The 17,302-nt window shown below is 52.9% G+C and carries 14 protein-coding genes and 1 pseudogene; 5 read left to right on the top strand and 10 right to left on the bottom strand.

What is annotated here, in order from left to right; all coding sequences use genetic code 11:
- Positions 1-11: 11 nt before the first annotated feature.
- The 9 genes and pseudogenes from FFI61_RS00875 to FFI61_RS00830 form a co-directional block, all read right to left on the bottom strand.
- Positions 12-1,898: a monovalent cation:proton antiporter-2 (CPA2) family protein gene (locus FFI61_RS00875; RefSeq protein ID WP_200202753.1), complete on the bottom strand. Its 1,887-nt coding sequence runs from the start codon at positions 1,896-1,898 to the stop codon at positions 12-14.
- A 20-nt stretch (positions 1,899-1,918) separates the two neighbouring features.
- Positions 1,919-3,211, bottom strand: a complete 1,293-nt coding sequence (locus FFI61_RS00870) for a diguanylate cyclase domain-containing protein (protein WP_200368959.1) — start codon at positions 3,209-3,211, stop codon at positions 1,919-1,921.
- Positions 3,212-3,307: 96 nt separating this feature from the next.
- Positions 3,308-4,417: a cell division protein ZapE gene (gene zapE / locus FFI61_RS00865; RefSeq protein ID WP_200202793.1), complete on the bottom strand. Its 1,110-nt coding sequence runs from the start codon at positions 4,415-4,417 to the stop codon at positions 3,308-3,310.
- The gene (locus FFI61_RS00860; protein ID WP_200202755.1) at positions 4,410-5,363 is read right to left on the bottom strand and encodes a carbon-nitrogen hydrolase family protein; all 954 of its coding nucleotides are present in this window, start codon (positions 5,361-5,363) and stop codon (positions 4,410-4,412) included. Before FFI61_RS00860 ends, zapE begins: the two co-directional genes overlap by 8 nt.
- Positions 5,364-5,370: 7 nt before the next feature.
- Positions 5,371-6,489 (bottom strand): hypothetical protein, encoded by a 1,119-nt coding sequence (locus FFI61_RS00855; protein ID WP_200368958.1) that lies wholly within the window; start codon positions 6,487-6,489, stop codon positions 5,371-5,373.
- 76 nt (positions 6,490-6,565) lie between these two features.
- Complete coding sequence (locus tag FFI61_RS00850; protein ID WP_200368957.1) at positions 6,566-7,300, bottom strand: glucose 1-dehydrogenase; 735 nt, start codon at positions 7,298-7,300, stop codon at positions 6,566-6,568.
- A gap of 120 nt (positions 7,301-7,420) precedes the next feature.
- Positions 7,421-8,521 (bottom strand): annotated as a pseudogene (locus tag FFI61_RS00845) (RtcB family protein).
- A 101-nt stretch (positions 8,522-8,622) separates the two neighbouring features.
- Positions 8,623-9,090, bottom strand: coding sequence for a redoxin family protein (locus FFI61_RS00835; protein ID WP_200202759.1), 468 nt, complete (start codon positions 9,088-9,090; stop codon positions 8,623-8,625).
- Positions 9,087-10,301 (bottom strand): serine hydrolase domain-containing protein, encoded by a 1,215-nt coding sequence (locus FFI61_RS00830; RefSeq protein ID WP_200368955.1) that lies wholly within the window; start codon positions 10,299-10,301, stop codon positions 9,087-9,089. Before FFI61_RS00830 ends, FFI61_RS00835 begins: the two co-directional genes overlap by 4 nt.
- A gap of 73 nt (positions 10,302-10,374) precedes the next feature.
- Between FFI61_RS00830 and FFI61_RS00825 the strand changes: the two genes are divergently transcribed.
- The 4 genes from FFI61_RS00825 to FFI61_RS00810 all read left to right on the top strand — a co-directional run bounded on the left by FFI61_RS00825 (position 10,375) and on the right by FFI61_RS00810 (position 15,501).
- On the top strand, positions 10,375-10,869 hold the full coding sequence (locus FFI61_RS00825; RefSeq protein ID WP_227714535.1) for a GAF domain-containing protein: 495 nt from the start codon (positions 10,375-10,377) through the stop codon (positions 10,867-10,869).
- Positions 10,818-13,676 (top strand): EAL domain-containing protein, encoded by a 2,859-nt coding sequence (locus tag FFI61_RS00820; RefSeq protein WP_320159559.1) that lies wholly within the window; start codon positions 10,818-10,820, stop codon positions 13,674-13,676. The genes FFI61_RS00825 and FFI61_RS00820 overlap by 52 nt, the downstream gene beginning before the upstream one ends.
- 137 nt (positions 13,677-13,813) lie before the next feature.
- The gene (locus FFI61_RS00815; RefSeq protein WP_200368952.1) at positions 13,814-15,148 is read left to right on the top strand and encodes an FAD-dependent oxidoreductase; all 1,335 of its coding nucleotides are present in this window, start codon (positions 13,814-13,816) and stop codon (positions 15,146-15,148) included.
- A gap of 11 nt (positions 15,149-15,159) precedes the next feature.
- Complete coding sequence (locus FFI61_RS00810; protein WP_200368951.1) at positions 15,160-15,501, top strand: DUF5368 family protein; 342 nt, start codon at positions 15,160-15,162, stop codon at positions 15,499-15,501.
- A gap of 12 nt (positions 15,502-15,513) precedes the next feature.
- Here FFI61_RS00810 and FFI61_RS00805 read toward each other — a convergent pair whose 3' ends face one another.
- Positions 15,514-16,161: a DsbA family oxidoreductase gene (locus FFI61_RS00805; protein WP_200368950.1), complete on the bottom strand. Its 648-nt coding sequence runs from the start codon at positions 16,159-16,161 to the stop codon at positions 15,514-15,516.
- 173 nt (positions 16,162-16,334) lie between these two features.
- Between FFI61_RS00805 and FFI61_RS00800 the strand changes: the two genes are divergently transcribed.
- Positions 16,335-17,228 carry a patatin-like phospholipase family protein gene (locus tag FFI61_RS00800; protein WP_200368949.1) on the top strand — a complete coding sequence of 298 codons (894 nt, stop codon included), beginning with the start codon at positions 16,335-16,337 and terminating at the stop codon, positions 17,226-17,228.
- The last annotated feature ends 74 nt before the right edge of the window (positions 17,229-17,302 follow it).

The following is a 17,302-nucleotide window of genomic DNA, read 5'->3' as shown; positions in this document are numbered from 1 at the left end:
TCAAGCGTTAATCAGTGATGTTCAGGCGGGACCCAGACCGGGACATCCTCAGGCTTTGGCGCCTGCCAATCCCGGTGCATGGTATTGCTTAACGCCTCTTCAAGCTTCATGAACAACTCACCGTAGCGCGGGCTGAAGTTAATCCCCTGCTCGATTTCTTTCCATGCCTCAAATAACTCAGCTTCGTGGGCCTTTTCATTTTCCACAAATGCCCAGGTCATCTGCTTGGCTCGCATCGGGTGCACCCCCATAGCCGTAAGAGCATGACCACCAAGCTCCAGAGCAGAATAGTAAGTCTCGCTCATCACATCATCAGCACCCGCTACCCGAAGCTGATATCCGTGGCCGCGATCAAAAGCGCGGGCCAGCACCCAGACTCCCGGGAAATACTTTTTTACATGCTCTACCATCTGCACCGCGCGATCCCTGTCATCAATTGCCACCACTAACAAGCGCGCCTGTTCGATACCGGCTTTTTCCAGCAAATCCGGGCGACTGGCATCGCCAAAAAAACTCTTCATGTTGATCTGGCGAACATTTTCAATCTGTTCAAGTTCGTGATCGAGCACCACAATGGGAACATTGTTAGCCCGCAGCAACCGGCAGACAATCTGCCCGAACCGCCCTACCCCGGCCACAATCACAGGAGCTTGCTCATCTATGGTGTCTGCGTCCTGTTCATTGTTACTGGAGCGTCTGTACCGTGGCAGTACAATGCGGTCGTACACGATAAACAGCAAGGGCGTAAGGAACATGGAAAGCGCAACTACCAGCGAGAGAACCTGAGAAATATCTGGCGGAATCACATGGTTTTGCACGCTATAGGTGAGTAACACAAACCCGAATTCACCCGCCTGCGCCAACCCGAGCGTAAACAACCAGCCGTTGCTGCTGCGAATTCCGAATATTTGTGCAAGCAGAAGCAGGATAAGTGCCTTGATGGCAATTACGGCCACGCCCAGAGAAACAACGGTGCCCCATTCTGCAGCTAACACTTCGAAGTTGATTCCTGCTCCCACAGTGATAAAGAACAGACCCAGCAACAAGCCCTTGAACGGTTCGATATTGGCTTCCAGCTCATGGCGAAACTCGCTATTGGCCAGCACCACTCCAGCCAGAAAGGCACCCAGGGCCGGCGAGAGGTTTACAACACTCATGAGTGCCGCAATACCAATAACCAGCATCAATGCCGTGGCGGTGAACACCTCACGCATCCCGGACTTCACCACATAACGAAATAGCGGGCGGCTCAGGTAGTAACCGCCAACAATAACCGCAGCAACGGCAGCCACAACAACCAGAGCATGCGCCCAGCCCGGCAACCCAGCCACCAGGCTAAGGCCAGCATCAGTGTCCAACGAAGTGCCGGTATCACCCTTCAGGCCGGACAACGCCAGAAGCGGGATCAAGGCCAGCATGGGAATTACCGCAATGTCCTGGAACAGCAATACTGAAAAAGCATTGCGCCCACCTTCGGTCTTCGACAAACCCTTCTCTTCGAGGGTTTGCAGCACAATGGCTGTCGACGACACTGAGAAAATAAGACCCACCGTCAACGCTGTCTGCCAAGGAAGCCCAAGCCACCAGGCCACAGCCATGCCAGCTGCTGCCGTCAGTAGCACCTGCAGACCGCCAAGCCCCAAAAGGCGCACTCTCATGGCCCAAAGTGCCTTTGGGTCAATCTCCATTCCAATCAGGAACAACATCATCACAACGCCAAATTCGGCAAAATGCTGAATGGTGCTGGTTTCCTGCCCCACGAGCCCCATAACCGGACCAATCATCACGCCAGCAACCAGATAACCCAGTACCGACCCCAAACCAAAGCGTTTTGCTAATGGCACTGCGATTACGGCTGCCAGGAGATAGATAAATGCCTGAATGAAATATAAGGTCATAGGAGTAAAAGCTCGTTCGATCAGCCCATGGAAAAGAAACGAATATTGTTCCTGCCCATGCTTTTGGCGGCATACATGGCGGTATCGGCATTTCTGATGAGATCTATAGCCGTGTGGCCATCCGCAGGGAAAATGGCAACCCCTATGGACACACCTATCTGGAATGTCTTTCCTTGAACCTCTATCGGTGCACTGATTGAGCTGACAATCCGGCTGGCAACATCGGAGATTTCACTTTCTTGCTGTGGGCTGTTGAGGATAAATATGAACTCATCACCGCCAACACGGGCCACGGTATCGGACCTACGGACCAGCGCAAGCAGCTTTTTGGCGACATCTTTTAACAGGTCGTCGCCCGCGTTGTGCCCAAGCTGATCGTTAACCAGCTTAAACCCGTCAAGATCCAGAAACATCAACGCAAAATGGTTCTTGTCCCTTTCAGCATGGAGTAGCTTTTGATCGATTCGATCTATCAGCAACGTGCGATTCGGCAGGTCTGTCAAGGCGTCGTGAAAAGCCAGATGTTTGATGTGCTCATCTTTGCGCCAAAGCGCAGTAATGTCACTGAATACAGACACATAGCGTATGGGTTCACCAGTTGTATCGGGCACCATGCTAATCGTCATGCGCTGCAGGTAAAGCTCGCCATCTTTGCGGCGATTCCATACTTCCCCATGCCAGCGTCCATCTGCCTTTATCGCCTCCCACATGGCGGCATAAAAGGCCTGGTCGTGACGTTTTGACTGCAGAATGTGAGGCGTCTGGCCAACAGCTTCTTCAGCTGTATAGCCCGTAATTTCAATAAAACCCGGGTTTACAGACAAGATGGTTCCATGCACATCAGTAATCAGGACCCCATCCGGCATGCTCTCGAACACACAGGCTGCCAGTTTGAGTTTCGCCTCAACCTCCTTGAGTACCGTGACTTCACTGGCCTGAATGGAAAATCCTTTAACCTCGCCCGCGCCATCAAAATCAGGAATATAGTGGCCAATGATATGGCCAAGGCTGCCATCTGCCTTCTTGAGGGTGCGCTCAAAACGCTGGGGTTGGCCAGCCAGTACGGATCGGATATGAGGTTCATTCAGCGCATACAGCTGCTCGCTGACCAAATCCTGAAAGCGCATGCCAATCACGTCGTTTGGCGGTATTCCATACCACTCGCTGAAGGCATTATTGGCATAGCGGCAGCGTAGATCAGCGCCCCAATAGCCCATCATATTGGGCGTGCTGTCCACAACAATTTTTAGATATTGGTCGCTCGCCATAGCAACCGGACTGGCGCTTTGCCCTTTATCGCTTTTCTTTCTCATGGGCTACCGCTGAGCATGACTATTTGCGTTCCGAGGAGGTTGGCAGTTATGCGTTTTGTTGTGTCTTTAAATTTAACACAGTCTGGCAGATTTCCCTCACTGGCCAAAACGCTCCAGCTGCATTTCTGTCAGGCGACTCAATGTGCGCCGGAACGGAAAAGCGAGCGCCCCTTGGCTATAGAGTTCCTCCAAAGGCACAGCAGCATCAAGATACAGCGGAACGCCCCGGTCGTAACATTCGTCGACCAAAGCGATGAATCGTCGTGCACCATCATCCTGGTGCGTTAGTGCAGCCAGCTTGCGATCCCCAGCCGTTACCTGGGTTACACCATCTTCGGTGCCACGAGCAATGGCGGCTTGCAGAGTGCCTCCGGCGAGCTGTGGAACCTCACTTAAAAAGACGTGGGAGAACCGATCACACAGATCGATAAAATCCTGGGATGCCAGTTTCTCTTCGCACAGATCGTCATAACGACACCACAACAGATGCTCACTGCGCAGCACTACCTCGATCTCGCGGTGCCCAAGAACAACAGGCTCTTTGATGGGCGGCTCATTCTCACCCAGCAACTCCATGAATGCCGCTTCCAGAGCCTGGGGCTGGTTAACCCAATAGCGTTGCTGAAGTTCTCCGGGATGGAGGCGGTGGTCTTCACCTCCGTCAACACTCAGCACCTGCACATGCTTCTTGATTGCCTCAATGGCAGGCAGCAAGCGCTCACGGTTAAAGCCATCCTTATACAAATCGTCGGGCGGCTGGTTGGACGTAGCCACCAGCACCAAACCTTGCGCAAAGAGATGCTGAAACAGACCTCCAAGCAACACCGCATCACCTATATCGCTGACAAACAGCTCGTCAAAGCACAATACCCGGGTTTCTTCAGCCAATTCCTGTGCGAGCAGACGAAGAGGATCCTCCTGCCCGGTCAACTGAAACAGGCGCTGATGCACCCAGCGCATAAAATGGTGGAAGTGCTGCCTCCGGGCAGGCACGGTTAAGGCCTGATAGAAGCGATCCATCAACCAGGTTTTGCCGCGCCCCACCGGCCCCCAAAGATACACACCCAGAATATTGGGCTCACCTGCCTGCAACTGCTCATAGCAGCGCTGCAAACTCACGGCGGCCCGGTCCTGGGCAGGGTCGTTTTTAAATCCGGAAGCCAGTGCTTTCTGATAGGCAGCGTAGGGGGAAAGGTTGTCAGGAATGGGGTTGCCCGCCTTTAACGTGCTGCCGGTACCAGCGGCGCCCCAGCATTCCGTGCAGATGCCATGAAAATGCCGGGATCAGCCCACGCCGACGCAACCAGAAGCGATCAGGTACTGGCTCCGCAGGCTCAACTGCCTGCATACAGATGTCAGCTAGCACAACCCCCGGGCCTTGCTCGTATGTTCGGTGGGCAATAAGCTTGCCATGGCCATCAATAACGGCGGCCTGGCCTTCGAGATGCCCGCGATAAGTTAAGGGTAACCCCGGCATGGGGCAGCTGAAGTCGTTACAGTGCGACCCATGAATAACCGGCGCCCCCACAAGGCGAGCGGTGTCTTGCACTGTTTTCAGGCTATTCTCACGATTGGCTGGCTCCAGCCATGAATAGATGATCGGCCAGTTTTCAGGAATGCTCCACCAATGGGAGCCACCAATGATGGCGTCCACCTTGCCTCGCAAACGCCTGGAGGTTGCTGTACGCAAAAACTCCCAACACACGGCCGTGCCTACTCGAACACCATCGATTACACCAAGCTCACCAGTATCTCCGGCATCACCGCCTTCGTAAAAGGCGCTCTCCCACATGGTTGGATAATCCTTGTCGTGATACCCGACTAGCTCACCGCGGTTATAACACTGGTATCGGTTGCGTACACTGCCATCCTTTAGCCGACACAAAAAAGAACCTCCCAGCACAAGGTTGTGCCGGGAGGAAAGAGTTTGCAGTAAGTGTGCAGAGGGGCCGTTTTCACCCTCAATTGCGCTAACAAGTGAGGGCTGCCAGGACACGCCGGTATTAAAGAACTCCGGCAATGCAATCCACTGGGCTCCAGCCTGGCAGGCCTCTTCAACCAAGGCCTTACAGCGTGTCAGGTTGTACTGCGTGTCACCTATGCGAGTGTCTACCTGCAACGCTGCAACCCGGGTTGTCGAAACATCCTTCATAAAAACATCAAATCGGATAGCGTGAAATTACCGCCAGATCGTGGCGGCCCGGAATATCGTCCTTACGCACTGCCATCACCTTGGCACCTGAACGAAGTGCCCGGCCAGCAATTTCGTCAATTATCCCATAGCTGGTGGCGTCTTCGTGAGAGCCAAAATCAACTTCACCGGTTTCATCATCAACAAAGCCATCGACCACACTGTCGATATCAATGAGCAAACGGTCGATTCCACCAAACGTTGCCAACCGGGCTGCATCGGAGATGTCCGTGGTTGATCGGTTCTGCCCGGCACGCTCCTCAAACAAGCGGTGGAAATCCTTTATCTGACCTGCATAGTGGGCATCCAATACTGGCCTTGCAGCTGCTGCCAACTCCGCATTGCTCAAGTGTTCAGGGTTACCAGCAATGGCATCAGGCAGGGCCGGAATGGCACTCAAAGAGCGAAACAGTGCCTCCAGCGGTTTTGCAGCGGCCAGAATGAGCGGACGGTCCGAGCGCATAAGCACGGGGCGCAACACACTGTTAATCCTGCGCACATAGCGCGCCAGATAAGAGCCGTGCTCCTGGGCGCCATGCCTGTGTCCGGTACCTGTGTAATTCTTGATGGTCGCATCACCCACTACGGCTGTGAGATCTTCCGGCATGTCCGCCACGGTAACTTCTCTCGCCGGTAAGTCTGCTGACACTTCGATCAGTCTCACCGCATTCTCGGAAAGGGCGAGGATATGTGCCGTATGCGGGAAAGTAACCGCGCGCAGCAATGGCTTTAGATGGAAACGATCAGATACCTCAACGATATCTTTTAGCTTGTTGGCCATCCGGTAGGTATGCAGTGACTCCGGCGTAGCGAGAATCGCCAGACTGTTTGCCTGATGGCTCCAGAAATCCAGATCGGCCGCCAAATCGTCAAACTGTTCCTGTAACAGCGCAATGCGTCGCTTATCAAGGCCTTTGGCTTCCAGTTGACCCAACGCTTTTTTCACCAGGTTGCCGAGATTGATTCGGCTGGCTTCAACTTCACGACTGAGCGGCGTGGTCGGCAGGTAAATCGAGATGGCCGCATCAGTGCGAACCAGGTTGAGATCACCAATTTCCTTGGCGCTTGGCATGTCTACGTAGTACATATAAAAACCTCCTGCAAGTTCAAAACGCTGGCCGGGCGGGGTCGCCCGTACCAGTTCGAACAATCCATTCGGATCTTTACTGAGCGGTTACCCCGCCATCCACTACAAACTCAGAGCCTGTGGAGTAGCTTGACTCATCTGATGCCAAATACAGTACCAGGCTTGAGACTTCTTCAGACTTGGCCAAGCGTTTTAAGGGAATAGACTTCGCAAATTCTTCAACAGCCGCTTTTGTATCGCCCTGCATAATCATCGGAGTTTCAATTACGCCCGGGTGCACAGAATTCACTCTGATTCCAAAGGATGCGCACTCCAGGGCAGCAGCTTTAGTCATACCACGGACAGCAAACTTGGAATCCGTATAACCAATGGCTCCGCCCACCAAACCATTTATTGAAGACACATTGACGATAGAGCCACCGCCTGCCTTTTGCATTGAGGGAACAACCATTTTCATCCCCAAGAACACAGATACCTGGTTAATATCCAGAATGCGGCGGTAATCTTCCAGAGATGTATCCAAAAGGGATTTCGCCATTGTTATGCCGGCATTATTCACCAGGATATCAACTGGTCCAAAGTGTTCCTCGGTTGCTCTGACAACCTCTGCCCAATCCGACTCGCTGGTTACATTCTGCTTCACGAACAGAGCATTTTTGCCCAGTTCCGATGCGAGGGCCTGCCCCTTGTCTTCATTCAAATCGGTCAAAACAACTCTTGCGCCCTCTCTTATAAAAACACGGGCGTGGGACGCTCCCATTCCTTGGGCTGCACCAGTAACAATAGCGACCTTACCTTTTAGTCGATCCATCTTAATCTCCCAATTTTCAGTAACTTAATTAACAAGAGCCAGTTACTTCAATATAGCAGACGGAGGTAAATGTCGCGTCGGTATTATCCATGACCAGTCAGGTGCTGCTGAAAAGGGGAGCTAACCTTTGACGACCGCCAATGGGCGCAGTTCGATTTGCACTTCAACAAGGCCGGTCTGATTTCTCATCACTTCATCAATATCCTTATATGAACCAGGCGCCTCATCCAGATCTTTACGATTGCGAATAGCATGCAAGATCCCGCGATCCTTGAGGGCCTTTACTTCCTCTTTCAGATCAAGCGTTTTGCGGGCTTGTGACCGACTCATGATTCTGCCAGCGCCATGGGAGCAGGATTCGAAGGACATTGGCTCCCCTTTGCCTTTTACCAGAAACGAACGGGTGCCCTGCGATCCCGGAATCATGCCCCACTCGCCTTTTCGGGCCCGTGTCGCACCTTTGCGGTGCACGATAACTGTCTCACCAAAGTGTTCTTCTTCAGAAGCGAAGTTATGGGGCTTGTTGATGAAATCGGCAAACTCCACCTCGGGCAGAACCTCCATGAAAGCTGCCTCGACCCGCTCCATCATGAGTTTTCTGTTGGCAAGCGCAAATTCAAGGCAGTAGTTCATTTCGCGCCAATACAGATCAAAATACTCTGATGATTCCGGGAGGAAGGCCAAGCCCCGGGATACATCCTCGCCAGCGTCCCGATTCAGGCGCTGCGCCACATCGTCGTAATGATTGGCGACTGTGAAACCGAGGTTGCGAGAGCCGGAGTGGACCATAATCCAGATATAGCCATCCGATCCCTTCTGTATTTCTATGAAGTGGTTGCCGCTTCCCAGAGTGCCAATCTGATACAAGGCGCTTTCGTACTCTTGTGCGACAATGGGAAGCTCGCCCTTTCTCTCGGGCATCCAGGCTTCGTCTTGGCGCTCAGTGTGATGATTGAAGCCCACGGGTACGGTATCGCGGATGATTTTGATGACCTCTTTCAGGTCGTCTGTTGCGATATCTGTCAGGCTGGTTCGTAAAGCGCACATACCACAGCCGATATCGACACCAACAGCGTTGGGTATGATGGCGCCCTAAGTGGCAAGAACGGCACCAATCGGCATGCCATACCCTTGGTGAGTGTCGGGCATAATGGCAATATGACTGAAGGCAAAAGGCAGGTTGGCAAGGTTGCGTGCCTGTTCCAGCGCACCCTCCTCCATCTGGCCTTCATCAAGCCACAATTTGATGGGCAGCTTTTCTGTTTTGATCACAGCATTTACACCAGCTTTCATACCATCTCCATGGTTCACTGCGACCACTCTTATGCCAACAGCCGCCCAATCATATTACCCACCTGCATATCATTTACCCGTCCCAGCTGAGTAAAGCGGATAGTGCCGTCCTTATCAATCAACACCAGCGACGGTGTGCCCTGCAGGTTGAGCTTTTGCATCATCACAGGAACAGGCCCCGAGTCTGACGGCAAATCAATGGCTATGGGAAATTTCAGTCGATACTCGTGAACAAACACCTTGAGCGCATCGGGCGTCATCACATGGTGATGCTCGAACACTGAATGCAGGCCAATCACCTGTACTTCATCACTGCGATACAGTTCATGAATCGCGGCGGCTTGTGGCAGGCCGTGGGTCACACAGCCCGGGCACAGCATCTGGAACGCATGCAGCACAACCACCTGCCCCCGCAATTTTTCCAGCTGCAAGGGTTCGTCTGTATTCAGCCAGCCGGCCACGGTTAATTCCGGGGCCTTGACTCCTCTGCTAATCATACCAGCGCTCCATTTACCATCGCCCGCAACTCCTGCCGGATTGGGTAGGTCGATGAGGGGATCAGTTGCGTCATGAAAATCATCACCAACTCTTCAACCGGGTCTACAAAAAAGCTGGTGCTCGCCAATCCACCCCAGCCGAATTCGCCGACCGATCCGTTTGCATGGGACTTTGCGACATCGGTTTTTACCGAAAAGCCAAGACCAAAACCCGTTCCGGCATAAGGTGCTTCGCTGAACGAGCCGACGGCAAAGCTTGGCAGGTCCTGATTGCCCGGCAGGTGGTTGCTGCGCATGAACTCCAGGGTTTTGCGACCAATAATCCGCCGCCCCCGGAACTCCCCACCCTGACAAAGGGCTTGGGCAAAATGGAAATAATCATCAATGGTGGAAACCAGCCCACCACCGCCAGACAGAAGCCGTCCCTCACGCCTGAAAGGCGATGTTTCCGGATCGTCCTGCAGTTTGAGTTGGTCACCTGGCTGGAACTGGTAGCAGGCAGCAAATCGATCAAGCTGATTGTCACGCACGTGAAAGCCCGTATCGGGCATGTCCAAGGGATCAAGAACATTCTCGCGCAGGTACTCATCAAAAGGCTGATCCGCCAGCAACTGCACCAGATAGCCCAGCACATCGGTGCTGACGGAATAGTTCCAGGCAGTGCCCGGCGAGAATTCAAGAGGGAGTTCTGCCAGTTGATTGACCAGGGCTTCCATTGTCAGATCCCGACTGCCATCAAGCCCCAGCTCGCGATAGGCGGCATCCACGTTAGTGCGATTCATAAACCCGTAAGTCAGGCCAGACATATGGGTAAAAAGATCGCGAATCGTCATGGTGCTGGTTGCGGGCACAGTCAAAAAATGAGGATAGACGCCGCTTTTATAAACTCGCCGATTCTTCCAGGCTGGAATGTACTTGTGCACTGGATCGTCCAGCAAAAATCGCCCTTGCTCATAAAGCTGCATCATGGCGATAGACGTAATCGGCTTGGTCATGGAGTAAATGCGGAAAATAGTATCCCGACAGACTGGCTTGTTACGCTCCACATCCATCAGCCCCTGGGGCTTTACATAGGCCACCTCTCCCCTTCGGGCTACCAGTGTCAGCGCCCCTGGCAACTTGCCGGGCTGGATATAGCGGCGGTCGAGGTGGCGCTCAATATTGAGAAGTCGATCCGGTGCGAGACCGGCAATCTGCCTTGTATCTGTCATGGGGTAGCCGCCTTTATCTGTCTGATGTCTCGATTATTGCACCACTCAGCGAGAATCTGCAGCACGCTCTTGCGTGCTGCCAAAATACAATAATAATTTACCCTGCAATTATCTTGAACTTTGCACAAAAAGACTGAACACTCTTGAAACGACTAATGATCAAGTCCTGGCCACAGCGAGTAGCCCTTTGACTACACCACCGGATAACGAGGCCAATCCAGAAAACACACGCCCGGACACAAGCAATGTGACCGTGGGCGCATCGGAGAATGCGCACATTTACAGACTGACTGGTTTATACCGGGCTCTGAGTGAAATGAACCAGGCCATCAATCGAATGGGTGGCGAGGAAGAGCTGTTCCCGCTCGCCTGCAGATCGGCTGTCGATTTCGCCGGCATAAGCATGGCCTGGATTGGGGTTTATGATCCGGAATCAAAGCGCATTGTCCCGGTAGAAAGCTATGGTGCCGAAACGGATTATCCGGAGAGTTTGAACACTTCAGTACAACCAGGCACATCAGCCCCCCCGACCCTTCAGCAGCCGCTTATTGCAACAATCACTCCGTAGTAACCAATGACTGGGCGAACAACCCGGGATCAGCATTCTCGCTCGAACATTCAGGCCATCATCGCTGGGGTAGCAGCGGCAGCTTCCCCATCCAGAGGAATGAAAAACCTTTTGCAGTGTTTACGGTTTATCACCTTGCAAAAGACTTTTTTGACGACGAAATCACTGATCTATTCAACGAACTTGCCCGCGACATCACCTTCGCTCTCGGCAACCTTGATCGGGAAAGGCAGCGCCGCGATGCGGTGGAAGCGCTCCGTATCAGTGAACAACATTTCCGGGCATATTTCGAACGTTCAATGTTCGGGATGGCGACTACCAGCCCGGATAGAGGCTGGATAGAAGTAAATCAGGCGCTGTGTGACATGCTCGGCTATACAGAACAGGAGCTTCTGACGGCAAAGTGGACTGACCTGATTCATCCTGAAGACCTGGAAATTGGCCAGGCTCAGTATCAGCAACTGATTGACGGCACAGTGGATGAGCGATCGGTTGAAAGACGGTTTATCCATAAATCCGGTAACTCCATCGACACTCATCTTTCCTTGCGCGCTATTCGAAATACTGACCACAGCTTTGCATACGTGGTGTCGCTCATCGAAGACATCACATCCCGGAAGATGGCAGAGCGCCGCGAACAAATGCGGCAGGAAACCCCGGAACTGGTTGCCAAAGGCGGCTCTTTGGAAGAAATTCTGGCGCAGGTTATTGCATCAGCCGAATCCATTCTCTCCAATTCCATGTGCTCGATTCTTCTCATGGACGACGAAGGAAAACACCTCCTGAGTGGCTCTGCCCCGAGCTTGCCGGGCTTTTTCTCCAAGGCTATCAGTGGCGTTGAGATCGGCATGGGCGTTGGGTCCTGCGGAACCGCAGCCTATACGGGAGAGCGCGTTGTTGTCGAAAACATCGCCTCCCACCCTTACTGGGCAAACTTTAAAGATCTGGCGGCCTCAGCTGGGCTGGAATCCTGCTGGTCGGAGCCCATTCATTCGTCATCAGGCAAGGTCTTAGGCACTTTTGCCATTTATCGCACTCAACCGAGCACCCCTGATGAACAGGAAATTGTACTGATTGAGAGGGCGGCAAATCTGGTCAGTATTGCCATCGAGAGGTTTCATGCAGAAGAAGAACTCCACCTTGCCTCATCCATCTACAAAAACACGGCAGAAGCTCTACTGGTTACCGATGCCAGCAACAGGATTACGGCACTCAACCCCGCGTTTACCCGGATAACCGGTTACACCTTTGACGACCTTCGAGGTAGAGACACATCTGTTCTTCATTCCGGTCGTCACAGCGCCGATTTCTACCAGACCATATGGGAAAATGTCGCCCTGAAAGGCTTTTGGCAGGGTGAGGTCTGGAATCGTCGTAAAAACGGCGAAGCCTTTCCCTCGTGGCTCACTGTAAGTGTGATTCACAATGACAAAGGTGATATCCAGCGTCATGTCATTATGGGTTCTGATATAACCGACAAGGTTCGCACCGACGAACTGGTTTGGCGCCAGGCAAACTACGACTTCCTGACCAACCTGCCCAACCGCTACATGTTTCAGGATCGACTGGAACAGGAAATCCGGGCCTCTCTAAGCCACGGTTCACTGCTGGCATTATTGTTTATTGATCTTGACCGTTTCAAAGATGTTAATGATTCCCTGGGACACCCGGTGGGCGACCAACTGCTGATAAAAGCCGCAGGGCGTATCAGCGATTGTGTGAGAGACTCAGATACCGTGGCCCGCATGGGCGGCGACGAGTTCACTGTTATCCTTCCCCGGCTCACAAACACGACCGATGGCGAAAAAGTGGCCGAGCAAATCATCAGTGCGCTGGCGGAGCCATACACCTTCAATGGAGAGTCCATCTATGTCCAGGCCAGCATTGGCATTACCTTTTGCCCCGACGACGCTTCAAATGTTGATCAGCTAATCAGTAACGCCGATCAGGCCATGTATGCTTCGAAAACATCAGGGCGAAACCGCCTGAGTTATTTCACACAGTCCCTGCACGATGAAGCTCGAAAGCGGCTGTTGCTAATCAATGACATGCGCTCGGCTGTCGAAAACGGGCAGTTCGAACTTCATTTCCAGCCCATCGTTGATCTCGCAACGGGCAAGGCCAGCAGGGCAGAAGCTCTGATTCGCTGGAATCACCCGAAACACGGAATGATTAGCCCGGCCGAGTTTATCCCATTGGCGGAAGAGACCGGATTAATCGTCGGGATCGGCGACTGGGTATTTCGGGAAGCTGGCTTCCAGGCAAAGCGCTGGTGTGATTTGTTCGGTACCGGTATTCAGGTGTCCGTGAACATGTCACCGATACAGTTTCAAAGTAACGCCCTGAACATCTCAGACTGGCTGGATTACCTGAAAACACTCGAGCTGGATGCAAAACACCTGAGCATGGAAATCACCGAAGGCCTGCTACTGAATGCCAGTGATGACGTTAAAGAAAAGCTACTCCGCTTCCGGGATGCAGGGATACAAGTGGCCATCGATGACTTTGGCGTTGGCTACTCTGCGCTGTCCTACCTGAAGCGGTTTGACATCGATTACCTCAAGATTGATCAGTCTTTTATTCAAAACCTTGAAACGGATCAAAATGATCTGGTGCTTTCAGAGGCCATAGTCATTATGGCTCACAGGCTCGGCCTGAACGTCATCGCAGAAGGCGTCGAAACCCAGGCGCAGCGCCAACTGTTGCTGGAAATTGGGTGTGACTACGGGCAGGGTTATCTCTTCTCCCGCCCGCTGCCCGTCAGAGCGTTTGAAGACTTCCTCACGAAAACCCTAAAGCCAGGCTGAAAGCCGCCTGCTCTGCTCTGCTCTGCTCTCTTCACCTCCGCTCATGCCATGAGACAATTTGCCGCAGCCTGATGAGCGTTTAGTTCCAGCCCCTTGTGATAGGTTGAGAAGACAACAATCTATCGCTGGAGGTTTCCATGTCCCGTCTTCAGTTACCCCCTCCAAGCCCTGGGCGCCGCCAACTGCTCAAACTAGGGTTGGGTGCTGGTGCTGCGAGTCTTTTACCGCTCTCCAGCGTATTCGCCAACACCATTTCAACTCGGGCCCGCATTGTCATCCTGGGTAGCGGAGCCGCCGGTTTGAGCATGGCCAACCGCCTCTCCCGGCGCCTGAGCGGTGCCACTATCACTGTTGTGGAACCCAGTGACCTGCATAACTACCAGCCTGGCTGGACGCTTGTCGCGTCTGGCGTTTGGGAAGCCGAACGAACACTAAAACCTAATGCCCAGTTTCTTCCCACCGGAGTCGACTGGGTAAAGGGGCAGGCGGCGGGCATCAACGCTGATCTGCGTCGCATAACTCTTGCTGATTCCAGTACCCTGGAATACGACGTACTCGTGGTAGCAACGGGATTGCAACTCAACTACCAGTTGATAGATGGAATGTCACCCAAGCTAGTTGGCAGAAATGGCATAGGCTGCGTCTACGCCAGCCTTGATGCCGCAGGCCGTACCCGCAAGGCTATTGATACCTGGCTGGCACAAGGTGGTGGCCAAGGTATATTTACCTCGCCCCAAACTGCCATTAAATGCGCGGGTGCTCCCATCAAGATGACGTTTACGACCCTTTCCCGAATCAAAGCGGAAAGCACCCGTGAGCGTTTTGATCTGGACTACTTCACCGGCGGCGGCGGTATGTTCAGCCAGCCCTGGATCAACGATTTCCTGAAGCAACGCTTCGATCAGGAAAACATAACCCGCCATCATTTACAGCACCTCACGGCCATCGACGCAGGGGCGAAAAAAGCTGAATTCACTTCCCCGAATGGCGATACCGAGGTGCGGGATTATGACTTCATCCATGTCGTGCCACCCATGAGCGCACCTGACTTCGTGAAAGACAGCGACCTGATTGCCCAGGAAGGTGCTTTTAAGGGTGAGTGGCTTGATACCGACATCCACACCCTGCAACACAACCGCTACCCGGAGGTGTTTGGCATAGGCGATGTAATAGGCGCCCCGATCAACAAAACTGCGGCAAGCGTTAAAGCACAGGCACCCGTAGTAGAGGCGAATATTGTGGCGTATCTGCAGGAAAAGCCGCTGAACGCACGCCATAACGGCTATACCTCATGCCCGCTGATTACCGACATAGGCAAAGCGATGCTTGTGGAGTTTGGCTACGACAACAACATGGAATTTCTACCTTCTTTCTCGTTCATCGATCCGAAAGAAGAATCCTGGTCAGCCTGGGTGCTTAAAGACTACCTGCTGCAGCCAGCTTACTACGCCATGCTCGAAGGCCGTGTTTAAGGAGATCAATCATGTCATTTTCGCTTGCTGGCATTTTCGCTGTTCTGTCACACGCCATCCAACCCTTTGTGGCGCTAATACTGATTATCCTGGCGGTACTGATAGCGGTTCAGTTAGTTGCCAGATTACGCAGCTACCGAACCAAAGCTCACCATTGTAAGCCTGCCATGATCGTCGCATTGCTGGCAGGCCTTTCAGCGGTTTGGTGGTTGCCGATGCTGACACACTCGCAACTGGGCTTCGTGACCTCAATTGTTGACTGGCTCGCACTCATAGCCGCAGCCTTGGGTGTTGCCTTGCTGGTCTGGCTGGTACTGCACCCACTGAGCTATCTGGTCCGCGGCCCGCGCTGAGCGGGCTTTGCGTCACTCGGTCGAGGTGCCAATTTCCTGCAGCGCCTGCACCAGAGTGTCTGGCTCTTGGGCGCCTGAGATAAGGTATTGGCCATTGATAATGTACGCAGGCACAGCTGAAACACCCGCCTTCTGATACCTGGCTTCTTCCTCGCGCACAACTCGGGCGTATTGTTCTGAATCGAGCACCTTCCTGGCTTCCGTCACGTCCAGCCCAAGTGCCTCAACACATTTGAGGAGAACGTCGTGATCAGTCACATTCTCTGCCCTGCCAAAATAAGCTTCGAACAGTGCCTTCTTCATACCCGTGTGCTGTCCCTGCTCACCCGCCCATTTCACTAGCCGATGGGCATCAAAAGTATTGCAAACCAGGCGTTCCTGAATCTTCTCAAAGTTAAGGCCAAGATCCTTCGCGACCGTCATCATCTGGTTCTGAGTGGCGCGCAACTCATCTTCGCTCCGCCCATACTTACGGGCGAGCGCCGGCAAAATGGGCTCACCATCTCCGCTGCTATCCGGGTTCAATTCAAATGCGCGCCACTGAACCTCAAACTCATACTCTGGTGCCAACTGGCCCATGGCGCGCTCCAGGCGAGCATAGCCAATGGCACACCAGGGACAAGCGATGTCGGAAATGATATCGATGCTCATTTTTTTCATAGCGGGGTCCTGTCAATTGTCTGAGCCAGCCAAAAGCCCAAAAGTGGTAGAAAAACTCATACTTACACCATAATGCTCATTTGATCCTGGCACTGTCCAGTTTGGCCGTTGCTGAACGCCCGGTTAAGTCTGTTAGAATCTAATCCGAACGAACATCTCAACAGGCCCCCTGCATGAAGCTCAACCCCTTTAACACCCGTATCGGCCTGGCTCTCGGGGGCGGCGCTGCCAAAGGCATTGCTCACATTGGTGTTCTGAAAGCGTTTGAAGAAGAGGGCATCCGGATTCACTGCATTTCAGGTACCAGTGTAGGTGCCCTGGTTGCCAGCTATTACGCCTTTGGTCGCCCGGTGGAATCCATACTTTCCATTGGTTCAACGCTAAATCTTTCAAAGATCCTGAACTTTACCTTTGAACGCGGAGGTCTGTTCAGTACGCAAGCCATTCGCGAGATGATCGAGCGGGATCTGGGGGACTGCCTCATTGAAGACGCCAATATCCCTCTCGCAATCTGTGCAACGGATATCGAAACCGGCAAGCAGTTGATATTCAGGTCAGGAAATCTGGCAGACGCTGTTTGTGCGTCCATGGCCGTACCAGGCTTGTTTGTTCCAATGGAAGTAGGTGGACGGATTCTGGTAGACGGTGGGCTGGTTGAAAACGTTCCGATTTCTCCTTTGGCCAAAATGGGCGCGGGTATCACCGTGGCCATTGATCTGAGCCATGTCAGCCAGTACCAGAAGCCGGAAGACACCTTCGATGTGATCAGCAACGCCATCAATATTGCGATCGACTTTAATACTCGCGAGCAACTTAAAAAGGCGGACATTGTGGTGCCGCTGGATTTAAGCGGTTACAGCCTCACCAACAATGCCAAACATGTGCAAGAGCTTTACATGGAAGGCTACCACCCGATGAAAAAGAAGATTCAGCGGGTGCTCTGGTACAAACGGGCAAATGTTTTTATGTATCTTTTCAAAGGCATCAGAAAGCTACTCCCTCTGAAAGTGCCCGAGATTATCAAAGATCTCAAAAGCCACCTATTGGCCATGCGTAACCGAGTCTAGACTTTTACACAGCAGGGGTGATCCAAAAACGTATATACAGACTACTCTGTTAACCTGCCTATCGCTTGAAGCTA

Origin of the sequence: Marinobacter sp. DY40_1A1, from assembly GCF_016597815.1 — a bacterium.
GTDB lineage: Bacteria > Pseudomonadota > Gammaproteobacteria > Pseudomonadales > Oleiphilaceae > Marinobacter > Marinobacter xiaoshiensis.
Note: the sequence above shows the minus strand (reverse complement) of the source record. Positions and strands in the feature narration are given on the sequence as shown.

Coding starts and splice junctions, on each gene's coding strand:
- FFI61_RS00860 (WP_200202755.1), bottom strand. CDS start 5,363: ATGAAGGATGTTTCGACAACCCGGGTTGCAGCGTTGCAGGTAGACACT.
- FFI61_RS00830 (WP_200368955.1), bottom strand. CDS start 10,301: ATGACAGATACAAGGCAGATTGCCGGTCTCGCACCGGATCGACTTCTC.
- FFI61_RS00850 (WP_200368957.1), bottom strand. CDS start 7,300: ATGGATCGACTAAAAGGTAAGGTCGCTATTGTTACTGGTGCAGCCCAA.
- FFI61_RS00805 (WP_200368950.1), bottom strand. CDS start 16,161: ATGAAAAAAATGAGCATCGATATCATTTCCGACATCGCTTGTCCCTGG.
- FFI61_RS00815 (WP_200368952.1), top strand. CDS start 13,814: ATGTCCCGTCTTCAGTTACCCCCTCCAAGCCCTGGGCGCCGCCAACTG.
- FFI61_RS00875 (WP_200202753.1), bottom strand. CDS start 1,898: ATGACCTTATATTTCATTCAGGCATTTATCTATCTCCTGGCAGCCGTA.
- FFI61_RS00800 (WP_200368949.1), top strand. CDS start 16,335: ATGAAGCTCAACCCCTTTAACACCCGTATCGGCCTGGCTCTCGGGGGC.
- FFI61_RS00855 (WP_200368958.1), bottom strand. CDS start 6,489: ATGTACTACGTAGACATGCCAAGCGCCAAGGAAATTGGTGATCTCAAC.
- FFI61_RS00835 (WP_200202759.1), bottom strand. CDS start 9,090: ATGATTAGCAGAGGAGTCAAGGCCCCGGAATTAACCGTGGCCGGCTGG.
- FFI61_RS00870 (WP_200368959.1), bottom strand. CDS start 3,211: ATGAGAAAGAAAAGCGATAAAGGGCAAAGCGCCAGTCCGGTTGCTATG.
- FFI61_RS00810 (WP_200368951.1), top strand. CDS start 15,160: ATGTCATTTTCGCTTGCTGGCATTTTCGCTGTTCTGTCACACGCCATC.